Source organism: Streptomyces sp. enrichment culture (assembly GCF_964273145.1).
Classification (GTDB): Bacteria; Actinomycetota; Actinomycetes; order Streptomycetales; family Streptomycetaceae; genus Streptomyces.
Genome location: NZ_OZ186873.1, coordinates 1,536,906 through 1,551,119, shown reverse-complemented (window position 1 = coordinate 1,551,119; position 14,214 = coordinate 1,536,906). Strand labels below are relative to the sequence as shown.

Genomic DNA, 14,214 nt, shown 5'->3' with positions numbered 1-14,214 from the left:
CCGCCGTGCCACACGCTGATCAGTCCCGAACCACCCAGAAGGGCCACCCCGTGACATATCCGGGTCCGCCCCGGCCGGTGCAGGTCTCCGCCACACCCCTCGCGGAACTCGCCGATCAGCTGGGTGTCACCGCGCCGGAGAAGAACGCCGACGTCACGGGCATCACCCATGACTCGCGCGCCGTCCGCCCCGGCGACCTGTACGCCGCCCTGCCCGGGGCCCGCGCCCACGGCGCCGACTTCGTCGCCCAGGCCGCCGGCCTCGGCGCCGCCGCCGTGCTGACCGACCCCTCCGGCGCCGAGCGCGCCGCCGCCACCGGCCTGCCGGTCCTCGTCGTCGACGACCCGCGCGGGCACATGGGCGAGCTGGCGGCCACGATCTACGGCCACCCGGGCCGCGACCTGCTCCAGATCGGCATCACCGGCACCTCCGGCAAGACCACCACCGCCTACCTCGTCGAGGGCGGCCTGCGGACGGCGAGGACCACCGGTCTCGTCGGCACGGTCGAGATGCGCATCGGCGACGAGCGCATCAAGTCCGAGCGCACCACCCCCGAGGCGACCGACCTCCAGGCCCTCTTCGCGGTCATGCGCGAGCGCGGCACCGAGGCGGTCGCCATGGAGGTCTCCAGCCACGCCCTCGTCCTCGGCCGGGTCGACGGCTGCGTCTTCGACGTCGCCGTCTTCACCAACCTCAGCCCGGAGCACATGGAGTTCCACTCCGACATGGAGGACTACTTCCGGGCCAAGGCACAGCTGTTCACGCCGCGGCGCAGCAGGCTGGGCGTGGTCAACGTGGACGACGAGTACGGCCGCCGGCTCGCCGCGGAGGCGACCGTCCCGGTCGTCACCTACTCCGCCGAGGGCCACCCGGACGCCGACTGGCGGGCCGAGGACGTGCGGGTCGGGCCGATGGACTCGACGTTCACGGCGGCCGGCCCGCACGGCGAACGGATCGCCGCCCGGTCGCCGCTGGCCGGCCCCTTCAACGTGGCGAACACCCTCGCCGCGATCGTCGCCCTCGCCGCCGCCGGCCTCGATCCGCAGGCCGCCGCCGACGGCGTCGCCGCCGTGCCGGGCGTGCCGGGCCGGCTGGAGCGCGTGGACGCCGGGCAGCCGTACCTCGCGGTCGTCGACTACGCCCACAAGACCGACGCCGTCGAGTCCGTCCTGCGCGCCCTGCGCAAGGTCACCGGGGGCCGGCTGCACGTCGTCCTCGGCTGCGGCGGCGACCGGGACACCACCAAGCGCGCCCCGATGGGCGCCGCCGCGGCCCGGCTCGCCGACACCGCCGTACTGACCTCCGACAACCCCCGCTCCGAGGACCCCCTCGCCATCCTCGCCACCATGCTCCAGGGCGCGGCCTCCGTGCCCGCGCACGAGCGCGGCGAGGTCCAGGTCTTCGAGGACCGGGCCGCCGCCATCGCCGCCGCCGTCGCCCGCGCGCAGCCGGGCGACACCGTGCTGGTGGCGGGCAAGGGCCACGAGCAGGGCCAGGACATCGCCGGGGTGGTCCGTCCCTTCGACGACCGCCAGGTGCTTCGCGAAGCAATCCAGAAAACCCAGGGATGAACTTGTGATCGCCCTCTCCCTCGCCGAGATCGCAGAAGTCGTCGGCGGGCAGACGCACGACATACCGGATCCGTCCGTCCAGGTCACCGGACCGGTCGTCCGGGACTCCCGCGAGGCGGGGCCCGGCAGCCTCTTCGTCGCCTTCGCGGGCGAGCGCGTGGACGGCCACGACTTCGCGCGGGCCGTCGTCGAGGCGGGAGCGGTGGCCGTGCTCGGCACCCGCCCCGTCGGCGTGCCCGCGATCGTCGTGGACGACGTCCAGGCCGCCCTCGGCGCCCTCGCCCGGCACGTCGTACGCCGCCTCGGCGCCACCCTCGTGGGCCTCACCGGCTCCGCGGGCAAGACCAGCACCAAGGACCTGATCGCCCAGGTGCTGCGGCGCAAGGCACCGACGGTGTTCACGCCGGGCTCGCTCAACAACGAGATCGGGCTGCCGCTGACCGCGCTGAGCGCCACCGACGAGACGAGGTTCCTCGTCCTGGAGATGGGTGCCCGCGGCATCGGCCACATCCGGTACCTGACCGAACTCACCCCCCCGAAGATCGGTCTCGTCCTCAACGTCGGCTCCGCCCACATCGGCGAGTTCGGCGGCCGTGAGCAGATCGCCCAGGCCAAGGGCGAACTCGTCGAGGCGCTTCCGGAGGACGGCACGGCCGTCCTCAACGCGGACGACCCCTACGTACGCGCCATGGCCTCCCGAACGAAGGCGAAGGTGATCTTTTTCGGAGAGTCCGACGAAGCGGACGTTCGCGCCGAGAACGTGCGACTCACGGACAACGGACAGCCCTCCTTCAGGCTTCACACACCCTCCGGTGCAAGTGACGTGACCATGCGCCTGTACGGTGAGCATCACGTGTCGAACGCGCTCGCCGCCGCCGCCGTCGCCCACGAGCTGGGCATGTCCGCAGACGAGATCGCCGTCGCGCTCTCCGAGGCGGGCTCCCTCTCCCGCTGGCGGATGGAGGTCACCGAGCGCCCGGACGGCGTGACGATCGTCAACGACGCCTACAACGCGAACCCCGAGTCCATGCGGGCCGCCCTGCGCGCCCTGGCAGCCATGGCCAAGGGACGCCGTACGTGGGCGGTGCTCGGCAAGATGGCCGAGCTCGGGGACGAGGCGCTCGCCGAGCACGACGCGGTCGGACGGCTCGCCGTCCGGCTCAACGTCAGCAAGCTCGTCGCGGTCGGCGGCAGGGAAGCCGCCTGGCTGCAACTGGGCGCATATAACGAGGGTTCGTGGGGTGAGGAGTCGGTGCACGTGTCCGACGCACAGGCGGCGGTCGACCTGTTGCGCAGCGAGTTGCGCCCGGGGGACGTCGTACTCGTGAAGGCGTCCCGTTCGGTCGGGCTCGAGAAGGTGGCCGAGGCGCTGCTCGAGACCGGTGCCGAGGGTGAGGTCGCAGCCCGATGATGAATCAGATCCTGTTCGCGGGTGTCATCGGCCTGTTCCTGACCCTGGTCGGCACACCGCTGCTGATCAAGCTGCTCGCGCGCAAGGGGTACGGCCAGTACATCCGTGACGACGGCCCGCGCGAGCACGCCAGCAAGCGCGGTACGCCGACCATGGGCGGCATCGCCTTCATCCTGGCCACGGTCGCCGCCTACTTCCTGAGCAAGGTGATCACCGGCAAGCCGCCGACCTACTCGGGCCTGCTGGTGCTGGGCCTGATGGTCGGCATGGGCCTGGTCGGCTTCCTCGACGACTACATCAAGATCGTCAAGCGGCGTTCGCTGGGTCTGCGGGCCAAGGCGAAGATGGCCGGCCAGCTCATCGTCGGCATCGCCTTCGCGGTGCTCGCGCTGCAGTTCTCCGACTCCCGCGGCAACACCCCGGCCTCCACCAAGCTGTCGTTCATCACCGACTTCGGCTGGACCATCGGCCCGGTGCTGTTCGTGGTCTGGGCGCTGTTCATGATCCTCGCGATGTCGAACGGCGTGAACCTCACCGACGGCCTGGACGGCCTGGCCACCGGCGCCTCCGTCCTCGTCTTCGGCGCCTACACCTTCATCGGCGTGTGGCAGTTCCAGGAGTCGTGCGCCAACGCGCTGGAGCTGACCAACCCGGGCGCCTGCTACGAGGTGCGCGACCCGCTCGACCTCGCGGTCGTCTCCTCCGCGCTGATGGGCGCCTGCCTGGGCTTCCTGTGGTGGAACACCTCGCCGGCCAAGATCTTCATGGGCGACACCGGTTCGCTCGCGCTCGGCGGCGTGCTCGCGGGCCTGGCGATCTGCTCGCGCACCGAGCTGCTGCTCGCCATCCTCGGCGGCCTGTTCGTCCTGATCACCATGTCCGTGGTGATCCAGGTCGGCTCCTTCCGCCTCACCGGCAAGCGCGTCTTCCGGATGGCGCCGCTCCAGCACCACTTCGAACTCAAGGGCTGGTCCGAAGTCCTGGTGGTGGTCCGCTTCTGGATCATCCAGGGCATCTGCGTGATCGTCGGACTGGGCCTCTTCTACGCGGGATGGGCGGCCGACAAGTGACCGACTGGCAGGGAAAGCACGTCACCGTCGCCGGACTCGGCGTCTCCGGGGTCCCCGCGGCCAAGGTCCTCCACGGCCTGGGCGCACGCGTCACCGTCGTCAACGACGGCGACGACGAGCGGGCCCGGGCCCAGGCGGCCGGGTTGGAGGAGCTCGGGATCACCGTGCGCCTCGGCGACGGGGACACCCTGCCCGAGGCCACCGAGCTGATCGTCACCGCGCCCGGCTGGAAGCCGGACAAGCCGCTGTTCGCGGCGGCCGAGCGGGCCGGGGTCCCGGTCTGGGGCGACGTCGAACTGGCCTGGCGCCTGCGCGGCCCCGATGCCGCTCCCTGGCTCGCCGTCACCGGCACCAACGGCAAGACGACGACCGTCCAGATGCTCGCCTCCATCCTGAGGGCGGCGGGCCTGCGCACGGCCGCCGTCGGCAACATCGGCGTCTCGCTGCTGGACGCGGTGACCGGCGAGGAGCGCTACGACGTCCTGGCCGTGGAGCTGTCCAGCTACCAGCTCCACTGGGCGCCCTCCGTGCGCGCCCACTCGGCCGCCGTGCTCAACCTCGCCCCCGACCACCTCGACTGGCACGGCTCCATGGAGGCGTACGCGCGCGACAAGGGCCGCGTCTACGAGGGCAACCGCGTCGCCTGCGTCTACAACGCCGCCGACAAGGCCACCGAGGACCTGGTGCGCGAGGCCGACGTGGAGGAGGGCTGCCGGGCCGTCGGCTTCACCCTGGGCACGCCCGGCCCCTCCCAGCTCGGCGTCGTGGAGGGCATCCTGGTCGACCGCGCCTTCGTCGAGGACCGGCACAGGAACGCCCAGGAACTCGCCGAGGTCTCCGACGTCAACCCGCCCGCGCCGCACAACATCGCCAACGCCCTCGCCGCGGCGGCCCTGGCACGCGCCTTCGGCGTGCCCGCGGCGGCCGTACGGGACGGCCTGCGGGCCTTCCGGCCGGACGCCCACCGCATCGCGCACGTGGCGGACGTGGACGGGGTGGCGTACGTCGACGATTCCAAGGCCACCAACACCCACGCCGCCGAAGCCTCGTTGGCGGCGTACGAGTCGGTCGTGTGGATCGCCGGCGGGCTCGCCAAGGGCGCGACCTTCGACGAACTGGTCGCGGGCGCGGCGAAGCGGCTGCGCGGGGCCGTCCTCATCGGCGCCGACCGCGCCCTGATCCGCGAAGCCCTGGCGCGACACGCCCCGGAGGTACCCGTCGTCGACCTCGACCGGACCGACACTGGGGCGATGCTCCAGGCCGTCCGGGAGGCTCGGCGGCTCGCCCGGCCCGGCGACACGGTGCTGCTGGCCCCGGCGTGCGCCTCCATGGACATGTTCGCCAACTACAACAAGCGCGGTGACGCGTTCGCGCAGGCCGTTCGCGAACTCGGCGCCTGACCCGGCCGCCTGCGCCGGGCGACCTTGGGAGGGACGCGTGGGACCGTCGAGGCCGACGTACGACGGGGGCTGCGATGCCCGGTAGCCGCACCGGGCGTCCGCCCGTGCAGCGGGCCGTCAAACGGCCCGCCGCGCCGGGACCGTCGCGCGAGAACGCCCTTCTGCGCCTGCACACCCGCGCGCGCCGCGCCTGGGACCGGCCGCTGACCGCGTACTACCTGATCCTCGGCGGCAGCCTGCTGATCACCGTGCTCGGCCTGGTGATGGTCTACTCGGCCTCGCAGATCACCGCGCTGCAACTGTCCCTGCCCGGCTCGTACTTCTTCCGCAAGCAGTTCCTGGCGGCCCTGATCGGCGGCGCCCTGATGTTCGCCGCCTCCCGGATGCCGGTGAAGCTGCACCGGGCGCTGGCCTACCCGATCCTGGCCGGCGTGATCTTCCTGATGGTCCTGGTGCAGGTGCCCGGGATCGGCATGTCGATCAAAGGCAACCAGAACTGGATCTCCATCGGGGGGCCCTTCCAGCTCCAGCCCAGCGAGTTCGGCAAGCTGGCGCTGGTGCTGTGGGGCGCCGACCTGCTCGCCCGCAAGCAGGGCAAGCGGTTGCTGACGCAGTGGAAGCACATGCTGGTGCCGCTGGTCCCGCTCGCCCTGCTGCTGCTCGGGCTGATCATGCTCGGCGGCGACATGGGCACGGCGATCATCCTCACGGCGATCCTGTTCGGCCTGTTGTGGCTCGCGGGCGCGCCCACGCGGCTGTTCGCCGGTGTGCTGTCGGTCGCCGCGCTGCTCGGTGTGATCCTCATCAAGACCAGCCCCAACCGCATGGCGCGGCTCGGCTGTCTCGGCGAGACCGATCCCGGCCCGGGTGACGCCTGCTGGCAGGCCGCGCACGGCATCTACGCCCTCGCCTCGGGCGGACTGTTCGGATCCGGCCTCGGCGCCAGTGTGGAAAAATGGGGCCAACTCCCCGAAGCGCACACCGACTTCATCTTCGCCGTCACCGGTGAGGAACTGGGTCTGGCGGGGACGCTGTCGGTGCTCGCCCTCTTCGCGGCTCTAGGCTATGCGGGTATCCGCGTGGCCGGACGCACGGAGGACCCCTTCGTGAGGTATGCCGCGGGAGGTGTGACCACCTGGATCATGGCCCAGACCGTGATCAACATCGGTGCGGTGCTCGGTCTGCTGCCGATCGCCGGTGTCCCCCTCCCGCTGTTCTCCTACGGGGGATCCGCCCTGCTGCCGACCATGTTCGCCATCGGGCTGCTGATCGCGTTCGCGCGCGACGAGCCCGCTGCGCGGGCGGCGCTTGCGATGCGGCAACCTCGTTTTGGTAAAAAGCGGGGGGCCAGGGGCCCGCAGGGACCTCGGAGATGGAACACGATGCGACGGCGCACCTCGGCGGTGCGCACGTCCGGAGAGCGGTGAATTTCGGTGCATGTCGTCCTCGCCGGTGGAGGCACCGCCGGCCACATCGAGCCCGCGCTCGCACTCGCGGACGCCCTGCGCAGGCAGGATCCGACGGTGGGGATCACGGCCCTGGGCACGGAGCGCGGCCTGGAGACCCGGCTCGTGCCCGAGCGGGGCTACGAGCTGGCGCTCATCCCGGCCGTGCCGCTGCCCCGCAAGCCCACCCCCGAGCTGATCACCGTCCCGGGCCGGCTGCGCGGCACCATCAAGGCGGCCGAGCAGATCCTGGAGCGCACCAAGGCGGACGTCGTGGTCGGCTTCGGCGGTTACGTCGCCCTGCCCGGCTACCTCGCGGCCAAGCGGCTCGGCGTGCCGATCGTCGTCCACGAGGCCAACGCCCGCCCCGGCCTCGCCAACAAGATCGGCTCCCGGTACGCCGCCCAGGTCGCCGTCTCCACCCCCGACAGCAAGCTGCGCGGCGCCCGGTACATCGGGATCCCGCTGCGCCGCACCATCGCGACCCTGGACCGGGCCGCCGTGCGCCCCGAGGCCCGCGCCGCCTTCGGGCTCGACCCCAACCTGCCGACGCTGCTGGTCTCCGGCGGCTCGCAGGGCGCCCGCCGCCTCAACGAGGTCGTCCAGCAGGTCGCGCCCTGGCTCCAGCAGGCCGGCATCCAGATCCTGCACGCGGTCGGTCCGAAGAACGAACTGCCGCAGGTGCACCAGATGCCGGGGATGCCTCCGTACATCCCGGTAAGTTATCTGGACCGGATGGACCTCGCGTACGCCGCGGCCGACATGATGCTCTGCCGCGCGGGCGCGATGACCGTCGCCGAACTCTCCGCCGTCGGGCTCCCGGCCGCCTACGTCCCGCTGCCCATCGGCAACGGCGAGCAGCGGCTGAACGCCCAGCCGGTGGTCAAGGCCGGCGGCGGCCTGCTGGTCGACGACGCGGACCTCACCCCGGAGTGGGTGCAGCAGAACGTCCTGCCCGTGCTCGCCGACCCGCACCGGCTGTACGAGATGTCCCGCGCCGCCGCCGAGTTCGGCCGGCGGGACGCCGACGACCTGCTCGTCGGCATGGTGTACGAGGCGATCGCCGCCAGTCGCGCGCACCGCTAGGCACGGACGACGGATGACGGAGGGCAGGGAGCGTGGCCGGAACGACCACCGCCGAACGCGGTGAACGCCGGCGGGAGTCGTCCGGCCCGCCCCGCCCGCGACGGCCGAGGGCCCCCCGCCCTCGTACGATCGCCGTCCTGGCCGTCGCCCTGGTGATCGCCGGCGCCGGGACCGGCTGGGCCCTGTACGGTTCCGACTGGCTGCGCGTGGAACGCGTCTCGGTCTCCGGCACACGCGTCCTGACACCCGCTCAGGTGCGCGAGGCCGCCGGTGTGCCCGTCGGGGACCCGTTGATTTCCGTCGACACCGAGGCGATCGAAGCCCGGCTGCTGAAAAAGTCGCTCCGAATCGACGCCGTTGACGTGGTTCGCTCCTGGCCGGACGAAATCAGGTTGAAAGTGACCGAACGTACCCCGGTCCTCCTGGTCCGAAAAGGCGGGAGCTTCGTCGAAGTGGACGATGAAGGTGTCCGATTCGCCACGGTTTCCCGCGCCCCGAAAGGTGTGCCCCTGCTGGAATTGGCGCTTTCCCGCCAAGGTCCGGCCGCGGCCAGTCTGCGCCGCTTCGGGGAGGACCGGCTGACGCGCGAGGCGGTACGGGTCGCCGGCCGGCTCCCGGCCGCGGTCGCCCGCAGCACACAGGTCGTCAAGGTCCGTTCGTACGACGACATCTCGCTCCGGTTGCGCGACGGCCGGACCGTCGTCTGGGGAAGCGGCGAGGAGAGCGACGAGAAGGCCCGCGCGCTGACCGCGCTGATGAAAGCCCAGCCCGGCGCGCGGCACTTCGACGTGAGCGTCCCCACGGCCCCCGCGTCAGCCGGGAGTTGACGCGCATCCGTGCAGGCCAGCACCCTGGTTGGGCGCCGCCACGGCTGATCACATAGGGTGAAAAGAAAAACGGGAGGTTCGGCGTGTTCGTTGAACGCGCGCCGCTTGTCGACTTAGTGTCCTGTTCGGAAGACTCCAGGGAACAGGCACACTGGTAACCCTAAACTTCAGGGTTAGGGTTCGGGTCGGCAATACGGACCGTCCCATTCGGCATCAGTCGTCGGGTCTCGGGCGCAGCGCGTCACGAGAGTTCGACGACACGTAACTCGAGGCGAGAGGCCTTCGACGTGGCAGCACCGCAGAACTACCTCGCAGTCATCAAAGTCATCGGTGTCGGCGGCGGTGGTGTCAATGCCATCAACCGGATGATCGAGGTCGGTCTCAAGGGCGTCGAGTTCATCGCCATCAACACCGACGCGCAAGCTCTGTTGATGAGCGACGCCGACGTCAAGCTGGACGTCGGCCGTGAACTCACCCGCGGACTCGGCGCCGGAGCCAACCCGGCCGTCGGCCGCAAGGCCGCCGAGGACCACCGCGAGGAGATCGAGGAGGTCCTCAAGGGGGCCGACATGGTCTTCGTGACGGCCGGTGAAGGCGGCGGCACCGGCACCGGCGGCGCGCCCGTCGTGGCCAACATCGCACGCTCGCTGGGCGCCCTCACCATCGGCGTGGTCACGCGCCCGTTCACCTTCGAGGGGCGGCGCCGCGCGAACCAGGCCGAGGACGGCATCGCCGAACTCCGCGAAGAGGTCGACACCCTCATCGTCATCCCCAACGACCGGCTGCTGTCCATCTCGGACCGCCAGGTCAGCGTGCTCGACGCGTTCAAGTCCGCCGACCAGGTGCTGCTGTCCGGTGTGCAGGGCATCACCGACCTCATCACCACCCCCGGCCTGATCAACCTGGACTTCGCCGACGTGAAGTCGGTCATGTCCGAGGCCGGTTCGGCCCTCATGGGCATCGGCTCGGCCCGCGGCGACGACCGCGCGGTGGCCGCGGCCGAGATGGCGATCTCCTCGCCGCTGCTGGAGGCGTCCATCGACGGCGCCCGGGGTGTGCTGCTCTCCATCTCCGGCGGTTCCGACCTCGGCCTGTTCGAGATCAACGAGGCGGCCCAGCTGGTCAGCGAGGCCGCCCACCCCGAGGCCAACATCATCTTCGGTGCGGTGATCGACGACGCCCTCGGCGACGAGGTGCGGGTCACCGTCATCGCGGCCGGGTTCGACGGCGGCCAGCCGCCGGCCCGCCGGGACAACGTCCTCGGCTCGGCCTCGGCCCCGCCCGCTCCCGCCGCTCCCCGGCGCGAGGAGCCCGCGCCGGCCCGGCAGACCGAGAGCCGCCCGACCTTCGGCTCGCTCGGCAGCGTCAAGCCCAAGGAGGAGCCCGAGCCTCCCGCCCCCGAGCCGGTGACCGACCTGCCGCCGGTCGCCTCGCCGCCCCCGGTCCCGCCGACGCGGACCTACGTGGACAGTGCGGCCGAGGAACTGGACGTGCCGGACTTCCTCAAGTGATAGGACAGCGCGACACCGCGAACGGCGCGCACTTCGCCTTCACCGACCGGTGGGGCGGGGTGAGCGCCGTTCCGTACGAGGAGCTCAATCTCGGCGGCGCGGTCGGTGACGACCCCGCCGCCGTCACCGCCAACCGCGAACTGGCCGCCAAGTCCCTCGGTCTGGACGCGGCCCGCGTGGTCTGGATGAACCAGGTGCACGGTGCCGACGTCGCCGTGGTCGACGGGCCCTGGGGGGACCGTCCGGTTCCCCGGGTGGACGCGATCGTCACCGCCGAGCGGGGCCTCGCCCTCGCCGTCCTCACCGCCGACTGCGTGCCCGTCCTGCTCGCCGACCCCGTCGCCAAGGTCGTCGCCGCGGCCCACGCGGGCCGGCCCGGCATGGTCGCCGGGGTCGTCCCCGCCGCCGTGCGGGCCATGACCGGTCTCGGCGCCGACCCCGCCCGGATCGTCGCCCGTACCGGGCCCGCCGTGTGCGGGCGGTGCTACGAGGTGCCGGAGGCGCTGCGCGCCGAGGTGGCCGCCGTCGAGCCGGCGGCGCACGCCGAGACGAGCTGGGGCACGCCGGCGGTCGACGTGAGCGCCGGCGTGCACGCGCAGCTTCAGCGCCTCGGGGTGCACGACCGGGCGCACTCACCTGTGTGCACGCTGGAATCGCACGACCACTTCTCGTACCGCCGCGACCGCACCACCGGGCGGCTCGCGGGCTATGTCTGGCTGGACTGATGGGGCATGACGGACCGTAAGGACGAAATCGCCGCGAATCTGGCGAAGGTGGAGGAGCGCATCGCCGCCGCGTGTGCGGCGGCGGGACGCCCCCGCGAGGACGTGACCCTGATCGTGGTCACCAAGACCTACCCGGCGAGCGACGTGCGGATCCTCGCCGAGCTCGGTGTCCGCCACGTCGCCGAGAACCGCGACCAGGACGCGGCCCCGAAAGCTGCCGCATGTGCGGATCTGCCCCTTACCTGGCATTTTGTCGGCCAGTTGCAGACCAACAAGGTGCGTTCCGTGGTCGGTTACGCGCATCACGTGCAGTCCGTCGATCGTTCCAGGCTCGTCACGGTTCTGTCGAAGGAGGCCGTGCGGGCCGGGCGCGAGGTGGGGTGCCTCATTCAGGTCGCCCTCGACGCCGGCGAGAGCGGGCGCGGGGAGCGCGGGGGCGTGGCCCCCGGGGGAATCGAAGAGTTGGCCGACCTCATCACCCGGTCCCCGGGGCTGCGGCTCGACGGGCTGATGACCGTCGCCCCGCTCACCGGCGAGTACGCCGGGCGTCAACAAGCGGCGTTCGAGTCGCTCATGGATTTGTCGACCGACCTGCGCCGGGTCCATCCGGCTGCGAACATGGTCTCGGCGGGAATGAGCGCGGACCTCGAACAGGCCGTGGCCGCCGGGGCGACACATGTGCGCGTCGGCACCGCGGTACTCGGAGTCCGCCCCGGGCTCGGGTAACGTCGCCAAGAAGTCGGACCACAGCAGAAAATATGGTCAATGCCGCCGAAAGGCGGACGTAACGACCTCGTGGATCGCGGGCACTTGGCAGTCGTCAGCCGATCCACCACAGAGCGGAGGACTCAGAGCATGGCCGGCGCGATGCGCAAGATGGCGGTCTACCTCGGCCTCGTGGAGGACGATGGGTACGACGGCCGGGGGTTCGACCCCGACGACGACTTCGAGCCCGAACTGGACCCGGAGCCGGAGCGGGACCACCGGCGGCACGAACCGTCGCATCAGCCGCACGGCTCACATCAGCCCCAAAGGGACGAAGAGGTGCGAATCGTCCAGCCGCCCGCGCCGCGCGAGCCGGTCTCCCGCGCCGCTTCGCTCCCCGCTGAATCCGGGCGCCCGGCGCGCATCGCGCCCGTGGCATCCATCACACAAGAACGCGCGAGCCTGGAGAAGAGCGCACCGGTGATCATGCCCAAGGTCGTGTCGGAACGAGAGCCTTACCGGATCACCACGCTTCACCCGCGGACCTACAACGAAGCCCGTACCATCGGGGAACACTTCCGTGAGGGCACCCCGGTGATCATGAATCTGACCGAGATGGACGACACGGACGCCAAGCGGCTGGTCGACTTCGCGGCCGGTCTGGTGTTCGGTCTTCACGGCAGTATCGAGCGGGTGACACAGAAGGTTTTCCTGTTGTCGCCTGCTAACGTCGATGTCACGGCGGAGGACAAGGCCCGCATCGCAGAGGGCGGGTTCTTCAACCAGAGCTGAGACGCATTACCGGTGAGAGCAAGGATCCGAGATCGGATCAGGGGAGAGGGAAGCACAGGTCATGAGCGTGGTCCTGGATGTCGTCTACATCGCGCTGATGTGCTTCCTCATCGTGCTCATCTTCCGGTTGGTCATGGACTACGTCTTCCAGTTCGCCCGCTCGTGGCAACCCGGCAAGGCGATGGTGGTCGTTCTGGAGGCCACCTACACTGTCACCGATCCACCGCTGAAGCTTCTGCGGCGGTTCATCCCGCCGCTGCGTCTCGGGGGCGTGGCGCTCGACCTGTCCTTCTTCGTACTGATGATCATCGTCTACATCCTGATCTCGATCGTGAGCCGGCTGTGAGCGATGTGAACTACGGTCTTGCCGAATGCCGACGACTACGTTGAGGTGAAGAGATGCCGTTGACCCCCGAGGACGTGCGGAACAAGCAGTTCACGACCGTCCGCCTCCGAGAAGGCTATGACGAGGACGAGGTCGATGCCTTCCTCGACGAGGTCGAAGCCGAACTGACCCGCCTGCTCCGCGAGAACGAGGATCTGCGCGCCAAGCTGGCCGCCGCCACGCGCGCCGCCGCGCAGAACCAGCAGAACATGCGCAAGCCCCCGGAGCAACAGGACCAGCAGCAGGGCATGCGAGGTCCCGGCGCTCCGGTACCCGCCGGGATATCGGGCCCGCCGCAGCAGCAGATGGGCGGTCCCGGCCCCATGGGCGGCCCGCCCCAGCTGCCGAGCGGTGCCCCGCAGCTGCCCGCCGGTCCCGGCGGTCAGGGAGGCCCGCAGGGTCCCGGCCCGATGGGCCAGGGTCCTGGTCCGATGGGTCAGGGCGGCCCCATGCAGGGGCAGATGGGTCCCGGTCCGATGGGCGGCCCCATGGGCGGTCCCGGCCCGATGGGCCAGGGTCCCGGCGGCGACAGCGCGGCTCGCGTCCTGTCGCTGGCGCAGCAGACCGCCGACCAGGCGATCGCGGAGGCCCGTTCCGAGGCCAACAAGATCGTCGGTGAGGCGCGCAGCCGTGCCGAGGGCCTCGAACGCGACGCCCGGGCCAAGGCCGACGCCCTGGAGCGGGACGCGCAGGAGAAGCACCGTGTCGCGATGGGCTCCCTGGAATCCGCGCGCGCCACGCTGGAGCGCAAGGTCGAGGACCTGCGCGGCTTCGAGCGCGAGTACCGTACGCGGCTGAAGTCCTACCTGGAGTCGCAGCTGCGCCAGCTGGAGACCCAGGCCGACGACTCGCTCGCCCCGCCGCGCACGCCCGCGACGGCTTCCCTCCCGCCGTCCCCGGCGCCTTCCATGGCCCCGGCCGGCGCGAGTGCCCCGTCCTACGGCGGCAACCAGTCGATGGGCAGTGGTCCGGGCTCGTCGTCCGGCCCCTCCTACGGCGGTCAGCAGCAGATGTCCCCGGCGATGACCCAGCCGATGGCGCCGGTGCGTCCGCAGGGCCCGTCCCCGATGGGACAGGCGCCCTCGCCGATGCGCGGGTTCCTCATCGACGAGGACGACAACTGACGGCGGCCCCGGCGGCCGTGGGTACGCAGTAGGCGTCGGCAGCATTCACTGGGCGAGGCCCCGGATCCCAGAATCCGGGGCCTCGCCCTTTTTACGCGGGTTGACCGGGGCTCGCCCGCCGCCGGGCCCCGGCGGCGGGCGAGCAGTGAGGGCCCGGCCCCG

Annotated in this window: 13 protein-coding genes; all 13 read left to right on the top strand. The window is 71.3% G+C overall.

The features are described 5' to 3' along the window. Positions 1-50: 50 nt before the first annotated feature. The 13 genes from ACSU6Z_RS07065 (at position 51) to ACSU6Z_RS07005 (ending at position 14,052) form a co-directional block, all read left to right on the top strand. On the top strand, positions 51-1,571 hold the full coding sequence (locus tag ACSU6Z_RS07065; RefSeq protein ID WP_437050214.1) for a UDP-N-acetylmuramoyl-L-alanyl-D-glutamate--2,6-diaminopimelate ligase: 1,521 nt from the start codon (positions 51-53) through the stop codon (positions 1,569-1,571). A gap of 4 nt (positions 1,572-1,575) precedes the next feature. Further along, positions 1,576-2,982: a UDP-N-acetylmuramoyl-tripeptide--D-alanyl-D-alanine ligase gene (locus tag ACSU6Z_RS07060; protein WP_437043917.1), complete on the top strand. Its 1,407-nt coding sequence runs from the start codon at positions 1,576-1,578 to the stop codon at positions 2,980-2,982. After that, entirely contained in the window at positions 2,979-4,052 is a 1,074-nt protein-coding gene (mraY, locus tag ACSU6Z_RS07055) for a phospho-N-acetylmuramoyl-pentapeptide-transferase (protein ID WP_029386498.1), read from the top strand. The genes ACSU6Z_RS07060 and mraY overlap by 4 nt, the downstream gene beginning before the upstream one ends. Beyond that, positions 4,034-5,452: a UDP-N-acetylmuramoyl-L-alanine--D-glutamate ligase gene (gene murD / locus ACSU6Z_RS07050; protein WP_437043915.1), complete on the top strand. Its 1,419-nt coding sequence runs from the start codon at positions 4,034-4,036 to the stop codon at positions 5,450-5,452. The genes mraY and murD overlap by 19 nt, the downstream gene beginning before the upstream one ends. A gap of 74 nt (positions 5,453-5,526) precedes the next feature. Then, the gene (ftsW, locus tag ACSU6Z_RS07045) at positions 5,527-6,879 is read left to right on the top strand and encodes a putative lipid II flippase FtsW (RefSeq protein ID WP_437043912.1); all 1,353 of its coding nucleotides are present in this window, start codon (positions 5,527-5,529) and stop codon (positions 6,877-6,879) included. Positions 6,880-6,885: 6 nt separating this feature from the next. Then, the gene (gene murG / locus ACSU6Z_RS07040; RefSeq protein WP_437043910.1) at positions 6,886-7,983 is read left to right on the top strand and encodes an undecaprenyldiphospho-muramoylpentapeptide beta-N-acetylglucosaminyltransferase; all 1,098 of its coding nucleotides are present in this window, start codon (positions 6,886-6,888) and stop codon (positions 7,981-7,983) included. Between the two features lie 32 nt (positions 7,984-8,015). Then, positions 8,016-8,810 carry a cell division protein FtsQ/DivIB gene (locus ACSU6Z_RS07035; RefSeq protein WP_437043908.1) on the top strand — a complete coding sequence of 265 codons (795 nt, stop codon included), beginning with the start codon at positions 8,016-8,018 and terminating at the stop codon, positions 8,808-8,810. A 287-nt stretch (positions 8,811-9,097) separates the two neighbouring features. Beyond that, positions 9,098-10,321, top strand: a complete 1,224-nt coding sequence (gene ftsZ, locus ACSU6Z_RS07030) for a cell division protein FtsZ (RefSeq protein WP_437043906.1) — start codon at positions 9,098-9,100, stop codon at positions 10,319-10,321. Further along, entirely contained in the window at positions 10,318-11,046 is a 729-nt protein-coding gene (gene pgeF / locus ACSU6Z_RS07025) for a peptidoglycan editing factor PgeF (RefSeq protein WP_437043904.1), read from the top strand. The genes ftsZ and pgeF overlap by 4 nt, the downstream gene beginning before the upstream one ends. Positions 11,047-11,052: 6 nt before the next feature. Then, positions 11,053-11,772 (top strand): YggS family pyridoxal phosphate-dependent enzyme, encoded by a 720-nt coding sequence (locus ACSU6Z_RS07020; protein ID WP_437043902.1) that lies wholly within the window; start codon positions 11,053-11,055, stop codon positions 11,770-11,772. Between the two features lie 129 nt (positions 11,773-11,901). Further along, positions 11,902-12,543: a cell division protein SepF gene (sepF, locus tag ACSU6Z_RS07015; protein WP_437043900.1), complete on the top strand. Its 642-nt coding sequence runs from the start codon at positions 11,902-11,904 to the stop codon at positions 12,541-12,543. Positions 12,544-12,604: 61 nt separating this feature from the next. Then, complete coding sequence (locus tag ACSU6Z_RS07010; RefSeq protein ID WP_007448661.1) at positions 12,605-12,889, top strand: YggT family protein; 285 nt, start codon at positions 12,605-12,607, stop codon at positions 12,887-12,889. A 53-nt stretch (positions 12,890-12,942) separates the two neighbouring features. Then, positions 12,943-14,052: a DivIVA domain-containing protein gene (locus ACSU6Z_RS07005; protein ID WP_437020381.1), complete on the top strand. Its 1,110-nt coding sequence runs from the start codon at positions 12,943-12,945 to the stop codon at positions 14,050-14,052. The last annotated feature ends 162 nt before the right edge of the window (positions 14,053-14,214 follow it).